We start from the raw sequence: 22508 nt of genomic DNA, 5'->3' as shown, positions 1-22508 counted from the left end.
AAATTATCCTAGAACGGCGGCCTCGCGAGGTTCATCTCTTCTCATCGATCATGCCTGTCATCCCGCCGACCAAACCCTATCGCATCGGCCGCTCCAAGACGGGGCTCGGCCTGTTCGCAACCCAGCCGATCAAGAAGGGCACCAAGATCGTCCGCTATTTCGGTCCGCTGCTGGATTCGAAGAAGGCGGACGAGGACGCGATCGAGAACAAATATCTGTTCGAGCTCGACAAGCGCTGGACCATCGACGGCTCGGTCCGTGAGAACGTCGCCCGCTACATCAATCATTCCTGCAAGCCGAACGCCGAGTCCGACGTCAAGCCGCGCAAGAAGAAGATCTTCATCCGGGCCATCAAGAACATCGAGCCCGGCGAGGAGATCAACTACGACTACGGCACCGACTACTTCAAAGCCTATCTGAAGCCGATCGGCTGCAAATGCGACGCCTGCGAGAAGAAGCGGGCGAAGCAGAAGGCCGAGGCGCGTGCCGAGCGGACGCGGGTGAAGGCGAAGGCCGAGAAGAAGGCGAAGAAAAAGGCCGAGAAGCCCGTCAAGGACAAGGCCAAGCAGCGGCCCAAGGCCAGAGCCAAATCGGGCGGCGAGGCTGCTCGCGGCAAGGCCAAGACCCGGCGCCCGGCTGCTGGCAATCGCGGTAAGACCAGATCCACCCCGGCGAAGACCCTGACCAGCCGCGCCAAGGCGGCCTGAGCCGATCAGCTCGTTTCCGGGATCTCTCAGGACGGCTTGCCGAAGGCCAGCGTCGTCCAGGTGACGCCGGCAACCCGATTCTCCGCGCCGAGCGACTCGCCATGCCGGTTGAGCTGGAGCGTCAGCCCGAGCTGCCGCGCCGGCTCAACGATCGTCTCGGCCGCGATCTCGAACATCCGGCGGCCCGGCGGCACCGGACCATGCCGCAACGTCATGATCAGTATTCCGCCGGGAGCAATCCGCGCCGCGATGTTGGGAAGCGCGCGTCGCCGCTGCTCCTCATCGAGATGCATCAGGACGGCGGTCAGCATGACGAGGTCGAACTGCTCATCACGAGCGGCCAGTGTGGCGAGCTCCGGAAGGCTGTCGTCGATCCAGGTGATCGCAGGCGAGGCATGCAGCCGCATGGCGCCGACGCGCAGCGCATCGGTCGGCTCGACGGCAACCACCTGATGTCCGAGGCCTGCCAACCACGCGGCGTCGCGCCCCGTGCCCGCTCCAATGTCGAGCACGCGTGCGGGCGTATTCGGCAGCAGATGAAGCACGGCGGCATGAACCTGTTCCGACGGGATGCTCTCGTACCGCACGAAGAGACTGTCGGCTTCAGCGGCGTAGCCTTCCGTTCCTCTCACCTGCGGCTGCATCGCTGCGATCTCCTGTCGGTCGCCGATTATGCCGAAGGTGCATTCGCCGCGCATGCCCAATCTCGGTTGGGGCGGGAGCGCCGGCCCGCGCGAGCACGATGGCCGGTGCTCATCACCGATCGGGTCACGCCGTTACGGTGCCGGAACTGCGGCGCAAGCCGATATATTGCAGCTCGGCGAAGACGCCGGTGCCCACCGCCTGGGCCGCGACGAAGATTTCGCCGGGCACGTTCGGTGTGACGAGGCCGGAGAACAGCAGCGCGATGCTGCCGACCGTCCATGCCGCATTGCCGGCGATGACCAGAAGGATCAGCGGCCTTGGCGCCATCGGCCGCGCGCCCAGCCAGCCGACGAAGGCCGCGTAGACGATCAGGAACAGACCGGTCTCGCGCAGCAGCGCGTCGGGCAGTTGCAGCAGCGCCGCCAGCGGCGAGGCGCCGAATGTGAGCGCGAGCCCGGCAATGCCGCTGAAGGCGGCATCGGCGAGCAGGGCGCGGCGGAGCAGGGCGGACGAGGTGATCATGTCGGGTCTCCTTTGGTTTGGGGGAGGGCGGTTCAGCGGAACCAGGCCAGGAGCTGACGGCGCAGGCGCGCCGGGCGCAGCGAGCGTGCTGCCCTTGTCTCGATGGCATAGACCTGCGCGAAGACGAGGCTGCCCGTGACGTGCAGCAGCGGCTCCGGCAGGTTGAGCGAGCGCGCCAGCAGCGATGTCGCGAGACCCGCCAGCCAGTGGCCGACTGCGGTGAAGGGAAAGGTCTCGGGATTGCGCTGCCTGCTCATCGTCATCTCCTGTGGTGAGGACGATGACCTGCGCCGGGAGGCATTTCGATTACCTGGCAGGTCATGGAGGCGCTGACGTCAGCGTGATAGGTCTTGGCCCATGAATGCACAGCTTGCTTCGGCGCGCGCCGACCGCGCCAGACCCGTTCATGTCGGTGAGCACCTGCGGCAATGGCGGCAGCGCCGGCATCTCAGCCAGCTCGATCTCGCGCTCGATGCCGAGATATCGGCGCGCCATCTGAGCTTCGTGGAAACCGGCCGCGCCGCGCCGTCGCGCGACATGGTCCTCAAACTCGCGGAGCGACTGGACGTGCCATTGCGCGAACGCAACGTGTTGCTCGTGGCGGCCGGCTACGCGCCCGCCTTCCAGCAGCGCCCGCTGGATGATCCGGCGCTCAAGCCCGCGCGCGAGGCGATGAACCTCGTGCTCAAGGCCCATGAGCCCAACCCTGCGCTCGCGATCGACCGGCACTGGAACCTGGTCGCGGCGAACCGGATGATCGCGCCGCTGCTGACAGGCGTCCCACCGCGGCTGCTTGCGCCGCCGCTCAACGTGCTGCGCGTGGCGCTGCATCCGGAGGGGCTCGCAGCGCGGACGGTGAATCTCGCCGAATGGTCCGGACATCTGCTCGAGCGGCTGCACCGGCAATGCGAGGCGACGGCGGATGCCGATTTGCTGAAGCTCTATCAGGAGCTGAAGTCCTATCCGTTCCCGGCGCGATCGGCGCCGCTCGCGGCCGACAGCGTCGCGATCCCGCTGCGGCTGCGGGTCGGGATCGACGTGCTGAGCTTCTTCTCGACGACGATGGTGTTCGGCACGCCGGTCGACATCACGTTGTCGGAGCTGGCGCTGGAGACCTTCTTTCCGGCCGATGAGCTCACGGCCATCAGGCTGAAGGAGATGGTTACCTCGCCGTGACCGCGCTTGTCTCGGCGATGCAGAGGCTTATCTTGCGCGGATCGCAAGCGAACCTGGAGCGAGGCGCATGAGCACCTTGAAGCCGCTGATCATTGATGTTGTCTCCGACGTCGTCTGTCCCTGGTGCTACATCGGCAAGAAGCGCATCGAGGACGCGCTGGAGCTCGTGCCGGACGTCCCGGTCGAGGTGAATTTCCGGCCGTTCTTCCTCAATCCCTGGGTGCCGCGCGAGGGCATCAGCCGCGAGCAGTACCTGACGACCAAGTTCGGATCGGTCGAGGCCTACAAGGGCATCGCGGGCCGCGTGGTAGCGGCCGCGGAGCAGGAAGGGCTGAGCTATCATCCCGATCGTGTTGCCCGTCAGCCCAACACGATCGATTGTCATCGCCTGATCCGCTGGGCCGCCGAGATCGGCAAGGCGCCCGAGATGAAGCAGCGGCTGATGGAATTGTATTTCCGCGACGGCGGCGATCTCACCGATATCGATGTGCTGGTGCAGGCCGCAGCGGATTGCGGGCTCGATGCCCAGGTGGTCCGCAAGATGCTGGCGACCGACGAGGATGTGGCGCTGGTCTCTGCCCAGGCGCAGGAGGCCGCAGAGAAGGGCATCTCGGGAGTTCCGACCTACGTCTTCGCGCAGAAATACGCCATCTCCGGCGCGCAGGATCCGCAGATGCTGGCCCGTGCCATCCGGCAGGTGTCGGCGGAGGTCAACGCCGAGGCGGCTGAGTAGTCGGCCGGCGCTTTCGGATGGCGCGGACCGCGTGCACCGCGCGGCGTGCGATGGCCAGGCCTTCGCGTCGCGCAGTCAATGCGCCGTGAATTAGCTCGACGACCGGATCGCGCGTATAGAGCGGGATAATCACGTCGCCGATGACGAGGCGTTCGCGCCAGATCGGGTTGATCATGGGATGGTCGGGACCGGCAGTGGAGTCGGCGGCGTTGATCTTCGGATCCGCGCAAAGGTGCCGTGTCAGGTCGAGCGTCAGCTGGACACCGGGCGAGTATTTCGCGAAGCGCTCGTCGACGCCGAGCTTGAAGAAGAAGGCGCGGTCCTGATGGCGCAACACGACGCCAGCGGCGACGGTGGTGTCGCCCGCCCGGAGGCTGATGATCTCGCAGGCCTCGTGCTGCGCAAGCGCCGGTGCCGCGCGTCGGATGAACGCCGCGTCGCCGTCGTGCTGGATCAGCGCAGTGCCGCGGCGTCCCTTCCAGCCGCTCGCCTCCAGGACCAGAAACGTCTCCAGCGCAGCGGAGACGTCGCCGGGAGAGCGCGCGACCTCGAAGCGAACCGCACCATGCTCGGCCAGCCGATGACGCAGGCGGCGCAACTCCTTCAGCTTCTTGGCGCCGAGCGCGTCATGCAGCACTTGGTCGGCGTCCCCGGTCGCATCGAGAAAGGCTCTTTCATAGCAATGCAGCACGCGCGGGCGCAGGCCGCCGCGACGAAGGGCCGCGTCGAACGCCTGCATCACGGAGCCTGCCAGCGACATGTCGCGCAGCAGCACGGCGCGAGCGCCTGTTCGTCGCGCTTCGTCGAGCATCTGCGCCGCAGCCGGCTCCGCGCTCCCTGCGTCGAGCAGCGGCGTGCACAAAGTGCCGTAGGGATGGCCACTGGCGAGCGCGGGCAGTGGAAGCCTGCAGGCATGCCATAGGGAGGTCGTGGGCATCAGGCCGATGAGACGCGAGGGCTGATCGTCGTCCCATGCGCACAGCGCCGATGTTCCGGTGCGGCCGCGCGCCGTGGCGTTCACCGCGCGTTCCCATCCGGGCAGGTAATAGCCGTTCGGCTCGCGCGCACGCTCCGCGAGATCCTGCCATGCCTGCGGTGAAACGGTCTCGAGCGGCACCAGGTGGGCGGCGCGCACGCACGCGAGCGGATCGGCCTGGTGGTTCCTTGCCGTCGATGAAGCAGTCGCAATCGCGCGATCGATGATCTCGGCCACGTCCCGATGGTCCCCTCGCGGCGCGGACAACCCGCACCGCGTGGGCGACACTAGCGCAAAGCTGACAAGAGACACTTGACGTTGGCAGACAATTCGAATCGATGCGTTAACGGCCGGTTCAGCCTATCGCCGGCTGCGATCAGCGGATCAGCGCCACCTCGCGGAAGGCTCTGATCAGGGGCTTCTCGAGCTTGCCCTCCATCTCCTGGAGGATCTCATAGGCCTTCTCGCGCGTCATCACCGGCTTGTAGCTGCGATATTCGATCAGCGCAGAGAAGATGTCGGAGATGGTGAGGATGCGTGTCAGATCTGGAATGTTGTCGGCCATCAGCCCATCGGGATAGCCGCTGCCGTCGAGAAATTCGTGATGGTGGCGCACCGCCTTGAGCACTTCGTCGGTGATCGCTACGTTGTCCTTCAGCGCTTCGTAGCCGGCCACCGGATGGGTTTCCACCAGCGTGCGTTCCTTGACGTCGAGCCGTCCCGGCTTGTCGAGAATGGTCAGCGGGATTTTGGCCTTGCCGATGTCGTGGAACATCGCGGCCATGTAGAGACGCTCCAGATCGGAACTGTGGACGCCGAGGCTCAAGCCGAAATCGACGGTGATGCCGGTCACCAGCAGGCAGTGCTGATAGGTCCCCTCGTGATGGCGGCGAACGGTGGCGAGCCAATCGGACAGACCGTTTTCTGCAATGCATTCGGCAATCCGCTTGCCGGCGCGCCGGGTCTCCTCGACGTCGATCGCTGCACCGCCCAGAACGGCTGCAAACATCGAGGCGATGCAGGACGCGCCGGCAAATGCGGCCTGTCGGTCGTCGACCGCGATGCTCTTGGCCGCAGAACCGGGGCGCACATCGAGCAGCTTTCCGAGCAACTGATTGCGGCTCGGCATGCTCGACAGCACGCTCGTCGCGCCGAGCGCATAGGCCTGGACCGTCGACAGACGGGATTTGTTGTTGGTCAGGAAGATCCGCCGCGGAATACGCGAGAGCCGGTCGGAGATCTCCTTCAATGCGGTGATGTTGTCGACGTGGCGCAGATCGGCGGCCACGACGATCGCGTCGATGTCTCCGCCTTTGAAGTCGGCGTCACCGATCAGTTCAGATGTGAGCGAGCAGCGCTCGGCCAGCATGCCGCGAAGCAGAGCGAGCTTGGCCGTGTCATCGCCGACGAGGTGAACGTTCATGGAAAGCCAGGTCCAGGGTCATTCCGCGCCTTTTGCGAACCAGATGTTCCGCAGGAATCGTTAAATTTGAGCCATTCGTTCGCTGTGCGGTTGCGGAGTTGCGTTAGCTAAGAACTAACAATCCGCAACTGATGCGGTAGCCCGTTCCTGCACGCCAACTGACGTGGCGAGTTCCAGTCGACGTGGCGGATCCAGATCGCCTTCGGGTCAAGATCACTTCGTCGGCAGGACGGCTTTGTAATCTTCAGAAACACAGTCGTCGGCGGACGCCGCGCGTCGCCGGTCGATGATCTCGTTGTGCCTGATCGTGAGCCGATAGGTCTGGCGCCGGAGCGCGGCGCCGCTCACCGAGATGATTCCGGCCCGCACGCAGGCGGTCCATGTATCGCCGGCATCGGTCTGTCGGGCGGATGTGGCCTCGAGATCGCGCGGCAGCGTCGTTGCGACGAAGATCATGTCGAGATTCTTGCGCACCAGAAGCGCGACATCCGGCGCGGCTTCGGGCTGCGGCGGCGCGGGCGCCTTGGCGCGCATGAAGGCCGGCAGGCGCGCATTGCTGTCGGCGGCGCAGCCGGCCAGAAGCAGGGCCGAGAGCAGCCCCACCTGTGACGCAATCCGCCGCATGTCTCATCGCCCCCATTGCGGCGCGCACGCTAGCCAGCGATCGCGGCATTGCTACGGGGATCTCGTGCAGCAACGATGTCCGGCCGCGGGCGGATGCAGCAAGGGCGCGAACGGCGCTGGCCGTGCGGCATCGTGCTCACCGGATTGTGCCCGTCGGGATGAACCGGGTCACGAACCGGCCCGACCAACAGGCACGCCATGAGCAGATTGGAGGTCCCATGTTTCGGCACGCTCTCAGGGCTGCATTGCTCGCCGGCGGCCTGTTTGCCGGCCTCACTCCCGCATTGGCCGAAACCAGCAGGCTGGCGCTGGTGATCGGGCAGTCGGCCTATCGTTCGGTGACGCCGCTGCCGAATCCCGCCAACGACGCCAAGGTCATGGCGCAGATGCTGGGGGAGGCGGGGTTCGAGGTGACGACGGCCGCCGATCTGTCGCAGCGAGACCTCAACAGGGAGGTGGGCGACTTTGCCGCCAAGATTGCGGCCAAGGGACCCGACACGGTCGCGCTGGTGTTCTATGCCGGCCACGGCCTGCAGATCGATGGCGAGAACTATCTCGTGCCCGTCGACGTGGATCCGCGACGTGAAGCCGACATTCCGCTGCAGGCCGTGCGTCTCAACGATCTCCTGAACACGTTGAATTCTGTGCCGAGCCGGATGCGCATCCTGCTGCTCGATGCCTGCCGCAACAATCCGTTTCCTGCCATCAGTCAGAACGCGGGCCGCGGCCTTGCGCTGGTGGACACCAAGACCGGAGCACCGGGCACGTTCCTGTCCTACTCGACCTCGCCTGGCGCAGAAGCCGAGGATGGCACCGGCGCCAACAGCCCCTACACCACGGCGCTGCTGCAGGCGGCGCGGGAACCGGGCCTTCCGATCGAGCAGGCGTTCAAGCGCGTGCGCGTCGCGGTGAACAAGGTCACCGAGGGTCGGCAGACGCCGTGGGACTCCTCGTCCTTGACTGAGGATTTTCGCTTCGTGGTGTCGGCGGATGCGGGCGCTGCCAATGCCGGCCCGCGGCCGGTCGTCGCCAAGCGCAGCGTCGACGAATGGAAGCGCAACCTGCAGGGCAAGCCGATCGAGGCCGCCAACGAAATCATCGTTGGCGACGGCAGCGTCGAGGCGTATGAGGCCTTCGTGGCGCTCTACATCGCGCCGCCCTATGGCCCGCAGGCGCGCGAATGGCTCGACCTCCACAACAGGATGGCAGCCTGGAACGAGGCGGTGCTGATCAATATGGTGGCGTCCTATCAGGGCTTTCTCGACCGCTATCCGAACAGCGACCTGACCCCGACCGCGCGCAAGCTGATCGAGCGCTTGCGCAACCGGCCCGTGGTGACGCCGGTGGTGGCGGCCGCCAATGCGGCGATCCCGGCAACCCCGCCGGTCGTGCCGGCCGTTGCCGCGGCTGGTCCCACCTGTCCATGCTCGCAGACGCCTCCGCCGGGCCGGAAGTCCGAGACGCAGAAGCGGGTCGAAGAGAAGCCGGCCCGAAAGCGCGACGAGGATCCGCCCAGGCGCGCCAGCCGCACACCCCGTCGCGACCCAGATGATGTCGTCGTCTATGCGCCGCCGCCTCCGCCGCGCGAGTATTATGGACCGCCGGTGCGCGTGGCGCCGCCGGTCAGTATCGGGATCGGCATCGGCGGTGGCTATGGCGGTGGTTATGGGCGGGCTCCGCAGAGCTATCCGACACGGCGTGGTTACGGCTACTGAAGCTCGCTGACCTCTGCGCATCGATGTGGCCGTCCGCAGGGGCGGCCACTGACGTTTGAGAGGTTCGTTCGGGTCATCCGCTCGGTTCCGCCATCCGTCATCGCCCACCACCACTCGTCCCGCGGATGCCGCCGCCCGTCCCATCCCGCTCGATCCGCCTGCGAAGGCTGCTTTCATGGCCCGGCTGCGTCGCCTCGGATGCAGTTTGCGGGAGGAAGAGGTCCATGTCATTGCGTCGAGCGGGTGTTTGCGCGGTCGTCATCTGGAGCCAACTGATGGTGGTGCCGGCCGTCTCCTGGCAGCACTGGAGCGGCGATGCCGGTGGGACGCGGTTCTCTCCGCTGGCGCAGATCACGCCTTCCAATGTCGATCGGCTCGTGCCTGCCTGGGACTATCACACCGGGGATCTGCAGAGCCGGCCGCCCGCGGCCGCCTTGCGGACCAAGTTCGAGGCGACGCCGATCCTGGTCGAGGACAGCCTGGTGTTCTGCACGCCGTTCAACGAGGTGGTGGCGCTCGATCCCGGCACCGGCGTTCAGCGCTGGCGTTTCGATCCCAAGGTCGGCAACGGACGGCGCCCGGCCAATCGCTATGCCTGCCGCGGCGTTGCCTATTGGGTGGACGAGCGGGCGCCGGCCGGCGCGGCGTGCCGCAGCAGGTTGTTCATGGGCACGGTCGATGCCCGCCTGATCGCCCTCGATGCCCGGACAGGGCAGCCCTGCGCCGGCTTCGGAGCAGACGGTGAAGTGCGGATCGACATCGCCAAGGACCTGCTGTGGCCGGGCGAATTCCAGATCACCTCGGCACCGGTGGCGAGCAGGGGTGTCGTGGTGGTCGGCTCATCGATCGGCGACAATGTGCGGGTCGATGCGCCCGAAGGCACGGTCCACGGCTTCGATGCGCGCACCGGCGAGCTGCGCTGGCGTTTCGATCCGCTGATCCATGACGGCATCGCGGCGGGACATGCGAACGTCTGGGCGCCGATGTCGGTCGACGAGGTGCGCGGCCTCGTGTTCCTTCCGACATCCTCGCCCAGTCCGGATTTCTTTGGCGGTGCGCGTCCGGGTGACAACAGGCACGCCGATTCCGTGGTCGCTCTGCGGATCGAGAGCGGCGCACTGGCCTGGTCGTTTCAGACCACGCATCACGACGTCTGGGACTACGATCTGCCGGCGCAGCCGACCCTGGCGCGGATCGAGACCGGGCAGGGTGCACGTGACGTCGTGATGCAGCCGACCAAGCAGGGTTTCGTGTTCGTGCTCGACCGCGACACCGGCGCGCCGATCTGGCCAGTGGAGGAGCGCGCGGTGCCGCAGGGCGCCGTCGAAGGTGAGGATCTGTCGCCGACGCAGCCGTTCCCGACCCATGTGCCGCCGCTGCTGAATCAGCACTTCGAAGTGGGCGACATTTTTAGAGCCGTGCCGCGTGGCGTCGATTCCTCCTGTGACGATCAGCTCGCGGCGTTGCGCAATGAGGGTCTCTACACGCCGCCGACGACCCGGGGCGCGTTGCTGTTTCCAATGACCGGAGGCGGCGTGAACTGGGGCGGCGTGGCGTTCGATCCCGTGCGCCAGATCCTCTACGCCAATGTCAGCCGCGCCATCCACATCGTCAGGCTGATCCCGCGCGCGGAAGCTGACCGGATGACGCCGCCGCGCGGTGTCGATTTCGGGTTGCAGCGCGGGTCACCGTTCGCGGTGACGCGGGTGGTCGCCATGTCCAGGCTCGGCCTGTTGTGCAACCGGCCGCCATGGGGCGAAATGGTCGCGGTCGATCTCAAGGCCGGCAGGATCCTGTGGCGCTCGACGGTCGGCACCACCGAGGATCGCGGGCCGCTCGGGCTGGCGTTCAAGTGGGGCACGCCGCTCGTCAACGGCGTCGTGGTCATAGCCGGCGGCCTCGTCTTCACCGGCGCGATGGACGCCTATCTGCGCGCCTTCGACGCTGTCTCAGGTCAGGAGCTCTGGCAGGGCCGGTTGCCGGCGCCAGGCATCGCCAATCCGATGACCTATGAATGGAAGGGCGAGCAATTCGTGGTGATCGCAGCGGGCGGCCATTCGGAGGCGGGCACATCGCTCGGCGACAGCGTCGTGGCGTTTCGGCTGGCGCGCGATGGCGAAGGGCCCTCGCTGTGGTCACGGACGATTGATCGTCCGGGCGGACGGTTTGTCGCCGGCGTCCTGCTCGCGGTCGGGGTGCTGGTCGGTCTGTTGGTGACGTTGTGGCGATGGCGCCTGCGGCGGGTCTAGCCCGCCGCGCCGCCATCAGTCGAATGCGACGCCGATCCGCTTGTCGTGGCTCCAGACTGCGTGGCAGCGCCGCGTGAACTTGTCGGCCGGGATCACCAGCGTGAAGGCTTCGGGCAGACCGACCGGGCTGACCACCTCGACCCTGGCGCCGGTGTCGGACATGTTGCGGACCATGCAATCGACCGCGCCGCCGCCGTCGAATGCCAGCCTGCCCTGCTTCAGCACCCGATGCCTCGGTGCAATGCGCTTGTCACTCGTCTCGCTCATGGCCTGTAACCCGGTGCCGAATGGCGTCACCTTTCGCGTCAAAAGCACCTAAAATAAATCAGTCTCGCGTTTCGATCAGATGAATCCGGGCTGCGAAGCCCGGGCCGTCGCCTTCATGTTTCGTTAACCCCCGCCGGGCCGCGGATCAGAGAGGCCGCAGATCAGAGCATCGCGAAGGCGCTCGACACCATGGCCACCGGCTTGCCATCGCCGGCGCTGGTCAGTGTGACCCGCCCGAAGCTCATGGTGCGGCCCATCCGCACCACGCGCGCATCCGCCAGGACGTCAGCGGAGGCAACGGCGCGCATGAAATGCGTGGTCTGGTCGACAGTGGTCATCGGCCGGTAGCCGCCGCTCGCGGTGACCATCCCGATCACCATCGCGGTATCGGCAAAAGCCATCAGCGCCTGGCCGCAGACGACGCCATTGTCGCGGCAGAGCCGCGGCGAGAACGGCATGCGCAGGATGGCGCCGGCTTCGCCCTGCGGAGACGGCGCGATGTCCTCGACGATCAAGCCAAGATCCTTGATCCAGGGCGCGAACACGTCATCGAGGATGCGCCTCGCGTCGTCGGTGGTGAAGTTCAGGGTCTCGTTCGGCACGCGCGGAGGTCCTTCCATGATCGTGTCATCGATTTGTCTTGGCATCGACTTGCCTCGCCGCGATCGGCGGAGCCGCCGGAATGTTGCCGCAGAGCGGCGGCTTGAAAAGGCCGGAGTTGGAAAACTATGATGAGGGCACACCGTGGAACAGACGGCAGGTGCGCGCAGACGATGCGGCCGTGAACATCTCCACCGTTCCGGCATAGTGCCGCGGGCTTGGCGCATTGCGAAGCGATGGTATAAGGCGCCTATACCGGGGAGTAACCAATGAAGAAGCTGATCGTGACGATGGCGGTCGCCGTGCTGGCCGGCTGGGCGGTTCCCGCAATGGCGCAGATGCCCAACATCAACCTTCTCGCCGACGGTCCCTCCAAGTCGCCCGAGGAGAAAGAGGCCGAAGCGGCGCGGGAGCAGGCCTACAAGGACACCATGCGCAAGATTCCGGACGCCAAGACGAGCGCCGATCCCTGGGGCAACGTCCGGGCGGCGGAGCAGCCCAAGGCGGCGCCTGCCATGAAGACCACCGCGACCAAGAAGCCGAAGGCTGTCGGCAGCACCAACTGAGATTTATCGCGTTCGGGTCGGGCGGGCTCTGATCCTCCCGGGCCCGCTTGCCCGATTGCGGACTCGGATTCCTCGCGGCCCCGTCTATATTGACGGTGTGGCAGCGCGTTGGAGTTCGTCGATGGGGATGCGTCCTCGAGACATGGCCAGCCGGATGGCGGCCCGGCGCCAGAAGAAGAGCGCGGGCCCGGTTCGCGACGGCTACGTTCGTGACACGTTCACGTTGCCGCGCGAGCAAGCGCGCGCCAAGGCCCGCGATTATCTGACCCGCTATCCCAAGGCCGGCTACATGAGCGCCGTCGAAAGCTGGCGCGAGCTTCCCGATGGGGCCATCGAGTTCACGATGCGGCGGCTTCCCAGCGCCGATTGAATCATTCCGGCTAGCGCCTCATTCCTTCTCGCCGAGAAGCTTGCGCGTGTCGCGATTGATGAAATGAAGCCGCGTGCAGGCCTTGCAGACCACGGTTTCATAGGCGTACGCGGGATCGCCGGGCTTCGGCTCTTCCAGCCAATGCTGCACGTTCATCCCCGTTCGCGGACATTTGAAGATCAGATTACCCATACAAATTTAAATGTCTGCCAGGATGCAGACAGGCATTTTGATCTGGATCAAGCTCGGCTGGCGAAATGACGCGCAGTCACCTCGCCGGCCACAGGCTTCGGTTGTGGTTCTCGTCTGTGACGATCTACAAGAGGTGTGGCGAGCCGTCAGGCCTGATCCAGCGACTCGGCGACGATCCGGATGCGGAAGACCGGCTGCCGTGCCTCGTCGAGCAGCTCCATCTGCCATTCGGAGTTTTCGGCGAGCTTGCGCGAGATGCTGCTGGCCATGTCGGCACAGACGGTGGTCATCTCTTTCCAGGCTGCGTTGCGGTCGGCGCACTCGGTCCCATACTCGGACGCGCCTGAGAAGTGGCCGTTACGGATACGAAAGAAATAGAGCGGCATTGCCAAAACCGGTGAGCCCTGACCGCCCCAGGCCGCTGGGTTTGATGTACGCATCGCAAATGGAAGCGCAAAACCCCCTCGGATCAATTCCGGTAAAATACGGTCGGTCGCGCTGTCCGCTCGGTTGAGCTGATTGCCGTTGGGGATGTGCGGCGCAATCGGACGGATTGCGGGCCAACGAATGAGCCTCGGAGAATGAGCCTCGGACCGCCGCGGTCCGAGGCTCGGCGTCAACGTCGTAGCTTCCCAGCGAGGGCAGTTCGGCAATGACGTAGTTAGACTAGTGCGAAACTTGTAGGCGTGCCTTGCGTCAGATCAAGGTTGCCATCTCGATCAATCGCCGTGGGACGCGCGCCTAGCTGTGATCGAAGATCCGTTCCGGCACGACTGTCAGTCGGTAGGCGATCTGCGTCGCGCCGTCGACCATTTCCAAGAGTTCATCGCAAGCCGGACAGCGCCTCTCTCCCGCGGCGCCTTGCTGCGAGTGAAGCTCGATCCTTTGAAGGCCGGCCCTGCAGGACGGGCACGTCACGTCATCTCTTGTCATCGCCAATATGAAGCGCAACGCAAGCGATCCGTTCCTCGACATCACGACAATGACGGGGGGATGCATCCCGAGCGGAGCTATCAACGTCGAAAGCCCCGGACGTCGTCCGGGGCTTTCTTTCGGCGCGGATGGTTTCAGGGCCGTGCGCCTACGGGTGACGGAGCCTGCAAATGTTGTAGCTGGCAGGCTGCAAGGGATCGGTCGACGGCACACCACGGGCGATACACCAAAGGCGATACACCACTGACAATGTGCGGCGACCATCATCGCAACGAACAAACAAATCCGGGGCTGATCAAAAATTTGCTCAGACGTACGACAACCATGATTCTATAACGCAACCCAAAGTTTATGACAATGGTTTGTGGCTTGAAGATGTCGTGAGCGCCGCGTGCTGCGTGATGCGGATCACGCCGGCTTCCATTCGGCCCACTCATTCGCCCGGTCATAGGGGGCTGCGCGAACGGCTCTCGTGGCTCCCTCTGGCATGGCACGAGACAGCGTCCTGGCGGGCGCCGTTTCATCTGTCGCTCGTCATATGGCGGCCGTCGAGCTGTTCGCGCGCCGGCCATTGCTCCGGTCGGAACGCAGGGTGCCATTCCGCCTCAGAAAGCCGCGGCAGATCCGCGGACGCTTCTGTTGCGGAACTTCTGGCCGGACACAGCTTGCGCGCGGCCGAGCATTGCATGCGCATCTGCATCGAAACCGTGCGCCTGCACGCACGATGAGCCGAACAAAAGCAGAAGAGGCGAGGGAACTTCGTTCCTGTCAGGAGAACCCCGGAATGTGCGATCTACGCACGCGTGTAGGAGTTTGGTAGTTTCAAGGGAAAGACCTGACGAGCACGATCGGTCCAACGATCGCGGCGTTGAAGTCGGCGAGGTCTTCGCTGGGAATCCAGTACTCGAGATGCTCGCGGCCGCCGGCCTCGCGCACCTCGTAGTTGTCGATGAAGCCTCGCAGGATCGCGAAGCGCAGCACATGGCCGCGGCCGCTCGCCGGCACGTTCCAGTCCCGTGCGATCTTCACGGCATAGTCCTCGGTCAGCACCGGGTAGAAGATCGGCTGCTCCGGAAGGCGCGGCGGAAACGCACGCATGCCCGACGCCTCGATCAAGGCAAGCTCCTTTGGGCCGACGGGGCGCCACAACGTGAGGGTCTGTTCGTTGTTGGATCCGGTCATGCTGGTCCCGAAAATTGGAAGCGGTGTGCGAGGCTCATAGAGAAGGACCAGCAGAATGATAAGGGCAAAGCCGAGACGATAATAACAACTTATAATTGAGTCGACGTCTGCCGCAGGCGTGGGAAGCGAGATTGGAGCGCCCGGACAGGCCGGTCGTCATCCGCGCGATCGCCGGTCGGCGGCTGCGCCGCTCGCGCACATGGCTTCCGCCTCCAGCCGGATCAGGATCCTTTCGCGGTCGCCGTCATCCAGCACCCCGTACTTCGCTTCTGGGCGCGCTGATCGGGCAGCGCTCCCTCGCTGCTGCTCGGTGGACTGCGCGCCGGCCCCCGAGTGGCAGGCGTGTCCCCGCGGTTGTCAGGGGGGGCTGAGAGCGGTGATTGTTGAGAAGAACATATTGCGAACAAAGAACGGATGGAGTACATTCACCTCAAGATTGCTGGCCGACCTCGTTAACCGTTTGTCCATCTCGCGAATCCCCGCCATAAGGAGCGCCAATGTCCGCCACCGCCCTGCGTATCGTCGAAGGTTCCTCAATGGATAAGAGTAAGGCGCTCTCTGCTGCGCTGTCCCAGATCGAACGTCAGTTCGGCAAGGGTTCGGTGATGAAGCTGGGCAAGAACGACCGCTCGATGGATGTCGAGACGGTGTCGACCGGCTCGCTCGGGCTCGACATCGCGTTGGGGATCGGCGGGCTGCCGAAAGGGCGGGTGGTCGAGATCTACGGGCCGGAATCATCGGGCAAGACCACCTTGGCGTTGCACACGGTGGCCGAGGCGCAGAAGAAGGGCGGCATCTGCGCCTTCATCGATGCCGAGCACGCGCTCGATCCGGTCTATGCGCGCAAGCTGGGCGTCAACATCGACGAGCTGCTGATCTCGCAGCCGGATACGGGTGAGCAGGCGCTGGAAATCTGCGACACGCTGGTGCGTTCGGGGGCGGTCGACGTGCTGGTCGTCGACTCCGTCGCGGCGCTGGTGCCCAAGGCCGAGCTCGAGGGTGAGATGGGCGAGTCGCTGCCGGGCCTGCAGGCCCGCCTGATGAGCCAGGCGCTGCGCAAGCTGACCGCTTCCATCAACAAATCCCACACCATGGTGATCTTCATCAACCAGATCCGCATGAAGATCGGTGTGATGTATGGCTCGCCGGAAACCACCACGGGCGGCAACGCGCTGAAGTTCTATGCCTCGGTGCGCCTCGACATCCGTCGCATCGGCGCGATCAAGGAGCGCGATGAGGTGATCGGCAACACCACCCGCGTCAAGGTGGTGAAGAACAAGCTGGCGCCGCCGTTCAAGCAGGTCGAGTTCGACATCATGTATGGCGAGGGCGTGTCCAAGATGGGCGAGATCCTCGATCTCGGCGTCAAGGCCGGCATCGTCGAGAAGTCCGGCGCCTGGTTCTCCTACGATAGCCAGCGTCTCGGGCAGGGACGCGAGAATTCGAAATCGTTCCTCAAGGCCAATCCGGACATGACTGCCAAGATCGAAGCCGCGATCCGCCAGAACTCTGGCCTGATCGCCGAGCAGATCCTGGCCGGCAATGCCGAGCGCGACGCCGACGGCGAGGAGCCGGCGGAAGAGTAGGGGCACGGCGGCGGCGGGCGCCGTGGACGTTGAGTTGCCGACGTTCCAGCGCCCGTTTGCAGATGTGTGGTGCTCTGCCGAAATCTGCGGCTGCATTCCCGAATGCAGCGAGAATGCGTCTCTGAGCGCCGGATACGATCTTCAACGCGAATAGCTGAAGGCGTGCACGCGGACGAGCGGATCGGATCCGCACGGCGGCACCGAGACTTCCGACGCCGATCCTGGGCGCCGGGAGCCGATCGCGAATATGTTGATAGCGCCTTGAGGCAATCGGCCGTGCCGGAGCCAACAGCATGACGCGTTTGATTCTAGCGGCCGATGATCCGAGCGCCGGAGCGCTTCGGAGGGGCGGCTTTGCCGACCTGGTGGTGCCAATTCTCCATCGTTTCGTGTGGGGACCGCTGCCATCCGATGCCGAATTATCGGCGTATCTCGTCCAGCGCACCACGCGACGGAAGCGGGGGCATTGGTTGGATTTCGCCTCGCGTAGCGACGTCATGGCGGCCGGCGGGCGGAGTCACAGTTTTCTCGAACTTGTTGACCGCTGCGATAGCGTCGAGCTGTGGATGGGGACCCGTCCGAACGACCAGTTGGTCCTGATCTGGCTCTTGGATTATCTGCGCCATCACGCGGAGATCGCGACGAAGATCGTATTGCGGCATGTCGATGTACCGCTATTCGATGCCCCGGCCGGGCGACTCGCCGGTCGGACCATTGCCGGCGTAGAGCTCGCACGTGAGCATCTCGACCTGGGTCATCTGGCATGGCGGGCGTTTCGGGCGCCGACGCCGCAAGCCTGGTTCGATCTGTTGAAGCAGGATCTCAGTGCACTGCCGCAGCTTCGCCGCTGCGTGCAGGAGATGCTCGATGAGCTTCCCGGTGTTGCGACGGGCCTCGGAGCATCGGAGCTGAGAATCCTCGAATTGCTGTCAGCCGGCTATCAGTACCCATTCGACCTGTTGCCGCATCATCGGGATCGCTTTCAACGGCGCGTCTATGACTATTGGGAAGGAGGCACGTTGCTCGACGGTCTGGCGCTCGCGCCGGTGCCGGCAATTTCGGGCCTCGCCGAATCGCCATTCTCGGTCGAGATGCACGACAGCCGTGAACGCCTCGAGCGCTACAGGGCCAGCACGCTGTCGCTGACACCGCTCGGCAAGGCAATCCTCGCCGGCGAGGAGGATTTCAGCAGCCATAATCCGATCTGGCGCTGGTGGGGCGGCACCGAATTGATCAACGCCAATCTCTGGCGTTGGCATGCGGTGCTCATCGCTCCGGATCATGGCACGCCTCACGTCATTGATTGTCGCGAGCCGTGGCGCCCGATCCCTCGGAGCATGCGTGAGGAGGCTTACTCCGCCGCCTGGGCGTAGTCCGCCACCGGCGGGCACGAGCACACCAAATTGCGGTCGCCGTAGACGTTGTCGACGCGGCCGACCGGGCACCAGTACTTGTCGGTGCGCGAGGTGCCCGCGGGGAAGCAGCCCTCGCTGCGCCGGTAGGCCCTGTTCCAATTGTCGTCGGCGATGTCGTGCACCGTGTGCGGCGCGTGGCGCAACGGCGAGGCCTCGATTCCGAAGCGGCCCTGCTCGACCTCGGCGATCTCCTGGCGGATCGCGATCATGGCGTCGCAGAAGCGGTCGAGCTCCGCCTTGGACTCCGATTCCGTCGGCTCGATCATCAAGGTGCCCGCCACCGGGAAGCTCATGGTCGGCGCATGGAAGCCGTAGTCGATCAGTCGCTTGGCGATGTCGTCGACGGTGACGCCGCTGCTCTGCTTGAGCGGCCGCGGATCGATGATGCATTCATGCGCGACGCGGCCGCGCTCGTTGCGGTAGAGCACCGGAAAATGCGCATCGAGCCGCGCCGCGACGTAGTTGGCATTGAGGATCGCGATCTCGGTGGCGCGGGTCAGGCCCTCGCCGCCCATCAGCAGCATGTAGATGTAGGAGATGGTCAGGATCGAGGCGGAGCCATACGGCGCCGCCGAGACCGGCCCGATCGGATGCGCGCTCGCGCCATCGGTCGCAGGGTGACCGGGCAGGAAGGGCGCCAGATGCGCCTTCACGCCGATCGGCCCCATGCCCGGGCCGCCGCCGCCATGCGGAATGCAGAACGTCTTGTGCAGGTTGAAATGGCTGACATCGGCGCCGTAATCTCCGGGTCTGGAGAGGCCGACCTGCGCATTGAGGTTGGCGCCGTCGAGATAGACCTGTCCGCCGTGGGCATGGACGATGTCGCAGATGTCGCGGATGTGCTCCTCGAACACGCCATGCGTCGAGGGATAGGTGATCATGATGGCGGCGAGCTTGGCGCTATGCGCTTCCGCCTTCGCCTTGAGATCGGCCAGATCGACATTGCCGCCTGCATCGCAGCCGACCACGACCACCTCCATGCCGGCCATGTGCGCCGAGGCCGGGTTGGTGCCGTGGGCGGAGGAAGGAATCAGGCAGATGGTGCGGTGGCCCTCGCCGCGGGCGGCGTAGTAGCCGCGGATCGCCAGGAGGCCGGCATATTCGCCCTGCGCGCCCGAGTTCGGCTGCAGCGACACGGCATCATAGCCGGAGATCCGGCACAGCCAGTCGGTCAGATCGGCGAACATCGTGTGATAGCCGGCCGCCTGCGCGCGCGGCACGAACGGGTGCAGGCTGGAAAATTCCGGCCACGTCAGCGGGATCATCTCGGTGGTCGCGTTCAGCTTCATCGTGCAGGAGCCGAGCGGGATCATCGCACGATCGAGCGCGAGATCGCGGTCCGCGAGCTTGCGCAGGTAGCGCAGCATCTCGGTCTCGGAGCGATGCGCGTGGAACACCGGATGGGTCAGGTACGGCCGCTGCCGCTTGAGCTCGGCCGGCAGCGCCTCGCGCGCTTCCGCCTCGATCGCCGTGTAGGAGAGGTCGCCGCCGAATGCGCGCCAGACGGCTTCGACGACATCGGCCGTCGTGGTCTCGTCTAGCGCGATCCGCAGCCTGCTGCCGTCGCGGCCGAGATTGATCCGCTCGCCTTCCGCGAGGGCGATGATCGAATCGGACTTGGCGCCGGCCTCGACGGTGACCGTGTCGAAGAAGGTCTCGCTTTCCGGCGCAAAGCCGAGCTTGCGCAGCCCTGCAGCCAGCACCGCGGTCCGCCAATGCGCGGTGCGGGCGATCGCCTTCAGCCCGTCGGGGCCATGATAGACGGCATACATCGCAGCGATCACCGCCAGCAGCACCTGCGCGGTACAGATGTTCGACGTTGCCTTCTCGCGGCGGATGTGCTGCTCGCGGGTCTGCAGCGCCAGCCGATAGGCGGGGGCACCGCGCGAATCGACGGACAGGCCGACGATGCGGCCGGGCAGCGAGCGCTTCAGCGCATCGCGTACCGCCATGTAGGCGGCATGCGGTCCGCCATAGCCCATCGGCACGCCGAAGCGCTGCGCCGAGCCGATCGCGATGTCGGCACCGAGCTCGCCCGGCGAGGCGATCAATGTCAGCGCCAGCAGGTCGGCAGCGAGGATCGCGAGCGCGCCCTTGTCGTGCAGCCGGGCGATCGCGGGGCGCGGATCGCGCAGCGCGCCCGTCGTATCCGGATATTGCAGCAGGCCGCCGAACACCTCGGCGCTGTCCAGATCCTTGGCCGGGTCGCCGACGATCAGCTGCCAGCCGAGCGGCTCGGCGCGGGTGCGCAGCACCGCCAGCGTCTGCGGGTGGACATCCTGATCGACGAAGAACGCCTTGGTCTTGGTCCGTGCCGACCGCTCGGCCAGCGCCATGGCCTCCGCCGCCGCCGTGGCTTCGTCCAGCAGCGAGGCATTGGCGACGTCGAGCCCGGTGAGATCGCAGATCATGGTCTGGAAGTTGAACAGCGCCTCCAGCCGGCCCTGGCTGATCTCCGGCTGATAGGGCGTATAGGCCGTGTACCAGGCCGGGTTCTCCAGGATGTTGCGCTGGATCACCGCCGGCATCAGCGTGCCGGAATAGCCTTGGCCGATCAGCGAGGTGAAGACCTGATTCCGCGCCGCCAGTGCGCGCATATGCGACAACGCTTCGGGCTCGCTCAGCGCCGGCTCGAGGGTGAGCGGCGCCGTCTGCCGGATCGTGCCGGGTAGCGTCTGCGCCATCAGCTCCGCCACGCTCTTGGCGCCGACGGTCTCCAGCATCGCCGCGACGTCGCGCGGCGAGGGACCGATATGGCGGCGGGCGAAGCTGGTGGCGGCATCATCGAGCGGCTTGAGCGGCGTGGTCATGAGCAAATCCTCTATGCCTCGTCATGCCCCGCGACGGCGGGGCATCCAGTAAACATCGATGGTGAGATCAGGCGGAGAGAGCGCGGCGTAGTGGATCGCCCGGTCGAGCCGGGCGATGACAGTGGTGAGTATCGCCGCACCGCACGTCTCACGCCGTATGCGCCTTGTAGGCGGCCTCATCCATCAGGCCGCCGAGCTCGCCCCGGTCGGCGATCTTGAGCTTGAAGAACCAGGCCTTGCCGCCGGCGTCGGTGTTGACGAGCGCAGGCTCGTCGACGATCGCCTGGTTGACCTCGACCACCTCGCCGCTGATCGGCGCGTAGACGTCGGAAGCGGCCTTGACCGACTCGACCACGGCGGCAGCTTCCGACTTCTTCAGCGCGCGGCCGACCTGCGGCAGCTCCACGAACACGACGTCACCGAGCTGGGCCTGCGCATAGTCGGTGATGCCGATGGTGGCTGTGTCGCCATCGATGCTGAGCCATTCATGGTCGGAGGTGTAGAGCGTGGTCATGGACGTCCTTCAGCGCTTGTAGGTGTTGGGAACGAAGGGCATGGCGGCGACGCGCAGCGGCAGGCGCTGGCCGCGCACATCGGCGAACAGCCGGGTGTCGATTGCGGAGAGGGCGGTCGGCACGTAACCCATGGCGACCGGCGCATTCAGCGTCGGTCCGAAGCCACCGGAGGTGACCTGGCCGATCGGTTCGGCCGAGTCGGCGCTCGCGAACAGCGGCGCGCCCTCGCGCACCGGTGCGCGGCCCTCGGGCCTGAAGCCAACGCGGCGGCGTGTCGCACCGCCATCGAACTGCACCAGGATCCTGTCGGCGCCGGGGAAGCCGCCAGCACGCGCGCCGCCGGTGCGGCGGACCTTCTGCACCGACCATTCCAGCGCGGCCTCGACCGGCGTCGTCGTCGTGTCGATGTCATGGCCGTAGAGGCAGAGCCCGGCCTCGAGCCGCAGGCTGTCGCGGGCGCCCAGCCCGATCGGCAGCACGTCGTTGTCGGACAGCAGCGCTTCGGCGAGCTGCTCGGCCTTGGCGGCGGGAACGGAGATCTCGTAGCCGTCCTCGCCGGTATAGCCGGAGCGGGAGACGTAGCAGGGGAGCCCGTCGACCATGCGCGGGCCGGCGTCCATGAACCGCATGCCCTCGGCCTCTGCGTAGAATTTCGCCAGCACGCTCGCAGCCTTCGGCCCCTGCAACGCCAGCAGCGCGCGGTCGGTCAGCGGCTGCACGTCACAAACGTCGGACAGCCCGTCGCGCAGCAGCTTGATGTCGGCGTCCTTGCAGGCGGCGTTGACCACCAGCACTAGGTGCTCGCCGAAATTCGCCACCATCAGGTCGTCGAGAATGCCGCCGTCGGCGTTGGTGAACTGGGCATAGCGCTGCCGGCCTGCCGGGATGCCGACGATGTCCTGCGGCACCAGCCGCTCGAGCGCGGCTGCGGCGTCGGCGACCTTGCCGGATTTCGGCACCAGCGCGACCTGGCCCATGTGGGACACGTCGAAAAGTCCGGCCGCGCTGCGGGTATGGAGGTGTTCCTTGAGCACGCCGGGGGCGTACTGCACCGGCATCTCATAGCCCGCGAAGGGCACCATCTTGCCGCCAAGGCTGCCATGCAGCGCATGGAGCGGCGTTCGCTTCAAAGAAAGGGGGGCAGCCGGTTCAGCCATCGATCAGGGGTCCTCGCGCGGTTCCTCGGGACCAGTCCCGAAAAACGCCACCGAAGCCCCATCTGTCGCTGTGCCTGAGAGTATTATCCCGTCGGCGGACGCGGTCCGGTCAAAGCCCGGCCAGCGTCTCTTTCCAGATGCAGTT

Annotated in this window: 23 protein-coding genes; 9 read left to right on the top strand and 14 right to left on the bottom strand. The window is 65.7% G+C overall.

Features of this window, described 5'->3' with window-relative positions:
• Positions 1-50: 50 nt before the first annotated feature.
• Positions 51-707, top strand: a complete 657-nt coding sequence (locus QX135_RS18840; protein ID WP_315756537.1) for an SET domain-containing protein — start codon at positions 51-53, stop codon at positions 705-707.
• Positions 708-733: 26 nt separating this feature from the next.
• Here QX135_RS18840 and QX135_RS18835 read toward each other — a convergent pair whose 3' ends face one another.
• The 3 genes from QX135_RS18835 to QX135_RS18825 all read right to left on the bottom strand — a co-directional run bounded on the left by QX135_RS18835 (position 734) and on the right by QX135_RS18825 (position 2131).
• Positions 734-1351, bottom strand: a complete 618-nt coding sequence (locus QX135_RS18835; protein ID WP_316179349.1) for a class I SAM-dependent methyltransferase — start codon at positions 1349-1351, stop codon at positions 734-736.
• A 124-nt stretch (positions 1352-1475) separates the two neighbouring features.
• Positions 1476-1874, bottom strand: a complete 399-nt coding sequence (locus QX135_RS18830; protein ID WP_315739918.1) for a hypothetical protein — start codon at positions 1872-1874, stop codon at positions 1476-1478.
• A gap of 32 nt (positions 1875-1906) precedes the next feature.
• Positions 1907-2131, bottom strand: a complete 225-nt coding sequence (locus tag QX135_RS18825) for a hypothetical protein (RefSeq protein ID WP_315739917.1) — start codon at positions 2129-2131, stop codon at positions 1907-1909.
• A 100-nt stretch (positions 2132-2231) separates the two neighbouring features.
• On the opposite strand from QX135_RS18825, the gene QX135_RS18820 reads away from it, so the two are divergent.
• Positions 2232-3050, top strand: a complete 819-nt coding sequence (locus QX135_RS18820; RefSeq protein WP_316179152.1) for a helix-turn-helix transcriptional regulator — start codon at positions 2232-2234, stop codon at positions 3048-3050.
• Between the two features lie 67 nt (positions 3051-3117).
• Positions 3118-3783: a DsbA family oxidoreductase gene (locus tag QX135_RS18815; protein ID WP_316179154.1), complete on the top strand. Its 666-nt coding sequence runs from the start codon at positions 3118-3120 to the stop codon at positions 3781-3783.
• On the opposite strand, the gene QX135_RS18810 is transcribed toward QX135_RS18815, so the two are convergent.
• From QX135_RS18810 to QX135_RS18800, 3 genes are all read right to left on the bottom strand, one after another.
• A complete protein-coding gene (locus QX135_RS18810) occupies positions 3761-4996 on the bottom strand; it encodes a GNAT family N-acetyltransferase (RefSeq protein WP_410052034.1) in 1236 nt (411 codons plus the stop codon). The two genes, QX135_RS18815 and QX135_RS18810, sit on opposite strands and share 23 nt — an antisense overlap.
• A 139-nt stretch (positions 4997-5135) precedes the next feature.
• Positions 5136-6182 (bottom strand): HD-GYP domain-containing protein, encoded by a 1047-nt coding sequence (locus tag QX135_RS18805; protein ID WP_316179155.1) that lies wholly within the window; start codon positions 6180-6182, stop codon positions 5136-5138.
• Between the two features lie 213 nt (positions 6183-6395).
• The gene (locus QX135_RS18800) at positions 6396-6806 is read right to left on the bottom strand and encodes a hypothetical protein (protein ID WP_316162750.1); all 411 of its coding nucleotides are present in this window, start codon (positions 6804-6806) and stop codon (positions 6396-6398) included.
• Between the two features lie 218 nt (positions 6807-7024).
• On the opposite strand from QX135_RS18800, the gene QX135_RS18795 reads away from it, so the two are divergent.
• Together QX135_RS18795 and QX135_RS18790 are read left to right on the top strand one after the other, a co-directional pair.
• On the top strand, positions 7025-8521 hold the full coding sequence (locus QX135_RS18795) for a caspase family protein (protein ID WP_316179157.1): 1497 nt from the start codon (positions 7025-7027) through the stop codon (positions 8519-8521).
• A 275-nt stretch (positions 8522-8796) separates the two neighbouring features.
• The gene (locus QX135_RS18790; protein WP_410052036.1) at positions 8797-10770 is read left to right on the top strand and encodes a pyrroloquinoline quinone-dependent dehydrogenase; all 1974 of its coding nucleotides are present in this window, start codon (positions 8797-8799) and stop codon (positions 10768-10770) included.
• Between the two features lie 15 nt (positions 10771-10785).
• Here QX135_RS18790 and QX135_RS18785 read toward each other — a convergent pair whose 3' ends face one another.
• Entirely contained in the window at positions 10786-11037 is a 252-nt protein-coding gene (locus tag QX135_RS18785; protein WP_315716061.1) for a PilZ domain-containing protein, read from the bottom strand.
• A gap of 161 nt (positions 11038-11198) precedes the next feature.
• Positions 11199-11657, bottom strand: coding sequence for a PaaI family thioesterase (locus tag QX135_RS18780; protein ID WP_409998121.1), 459 nt, complete (start codon positions 11655-11657; stop codon positions 11199-11201).
• A 249-nt stretch (positions 11658-11906) separates the two neighbouring features.
• Between QX135_RS18780 and QX135_RS18775 the strand changes: the two genes are divergently transcribed.
• Positions 11907-12203 carry a hypothetical protein gene (locus QX135_RS18775; protein ID WP_316179161.1) on the top strand — a complete coding sequence of 99 codons (297 nt, stop codon included), beginning with the start codon at positions 11907-11909 and terminating at the stop codon, positions 12201-12203.
• Positions 12204-12324: 121 nt separating this feature from the next.
• Positions 12325-12573, top strand: coding sequence for a hypothetical protein (locus QX135_RS18770; RefSeq protein WP_315798337.1), 249 nt, complete (start codon positions 12325-12327; stop codon positions 12571-12573).
• 18 nt (positions 12574-12591) lie between these two features.
• Here QX135_RS18770 and QX135_RS18765 read toward each other — a convergent pair whose 3' ends face one another.
• The 3 genes from QX135_RS18765 to QX135_RS18755 all read right to left on the bottom strand — a co-directional run bounded on the left by QX135_RS18765 (position 12592) and on the right by QX135_RS18755 (position 14814).
• A complete protein-coding gene (locus QX135_RS18765) occupies positions 12592-12729 on the bottom strand; it encodes a hypothetical protein (protein WP_315739909.1) in 138 nt (45 codons plus the stop codon).
• Between the two features lie 182 nt (positions 12730-12911).
• The gene (locus QX135_RS18760) at positions 12912-13151 is read right to left on the bottom strand and encodes a DUF6894 family protein (protein ID WP_012045383.1); all 240 of its coding nucleotides are present in this window, start codon (positions 13149-13151) and stop codon (positions 12912-12914) included.
• Positions 13152-14520: 1369 nt separating this feature from the next.
• The gene (locus QX135_RS18755; protein WP_315777640.1) at positions 14521-14814 is read right to left on the bottom strand and encodes a hypothetical protein; all 294 of its coding nucleotides are present in this window, start codon (positions 14812-14814) and stop codon (positions 14521-14523) included.
• Positions 14815-15377: 563 nt separating this feature from the next.
• Between QX135_RS18755 and recA the strand changes: the two genes are divergently transcribed.
• Both recA and QX135_RS18745 read left to right on the top strand, forming a co-directional pair.
• Positions 15378-16466 carry a recombinase RecA gene (recA, locus tag QX135_RS18750; protein ID WP_315739908.1) on the top strand — a complete coding sequence of 363 codons (1089 nt, stop codon included), beginning with the start codon at positions 15378-15380 and terminating at the stop codon, positions 16464-16466.
• A 293-nt stretch (positions 16467-16759) separates the two neighbouring features.
• Positions 16760-17839, top strand: coding sequence for a DUF1835 domain-containing protein (locus QX135_RS18745; RefSeq protein WP_316179163.1), 1080 nt, complete (start codon positions 16760-16762; stop codon positions 17837-17839).
• Here the strand turns inward: QX135_RS18745 and gcvP are convergent.
• From gcvP to gcvT, 3 genes are all read right to left on the bottom strand, one after another.
• The gene (gcvP, locus tag QX135_RS18740) at positions 17818-20691 is read right to left on the bottom strand and encodes an aminomethyl-transferring glycine dehydrogenase (RefSeq protein ID WP_316179165.1); all 2874 of its coding nucleotides are present in this window, start codon (positions 20689-20691) and stop codon (positions 17818-17820) included. The genes QX135_RS18745 and gcvP overlap by 22 nt on opposite strands.
• Before the next feature lie 148 nt (positions 20692-20839).
• Positions 20840-21205: a glycine cleavage system protein GcvH gene (gene gcvH / locus QX135_RS18735; protein WP_315770483.1), complete on the bottom strand. Its 366-nt coding sequence runs from the start codon at positions 21203-21205 to the stop codon at positions 20840-20842.
• A 9-nt stretch (positions 21206-21214) separates the two neighbouring features.
• A complete protein-coding gene (gcvT, locus tag QX135_RS18730; protein ID WP_316179167.1) occupies positions 21215-22363 on the bottom strand; it encodes a glycine cleavage system aminomethyltransferase GcvT in 1149 nt (382 codons plus the stop codon).
• Between the last annotated feature and the right edge of the window lie 145 nt (positions 22364-22508).

The sequence above is a fragment of the Bradyrhizobium sp. SZCCHNR1098 genome (assembly GCF_032489375.1).
GTDB lineage: Bacteria > Pseudomonadota > Alphaproteobacteria > Rhizobiales > Xanthobacteraceae > Bradyrhizobium.
Note: the sequence above shows the minus strand (reverse complement) of the source record. Positions and strands in the feature narration are given on the sequence as shown.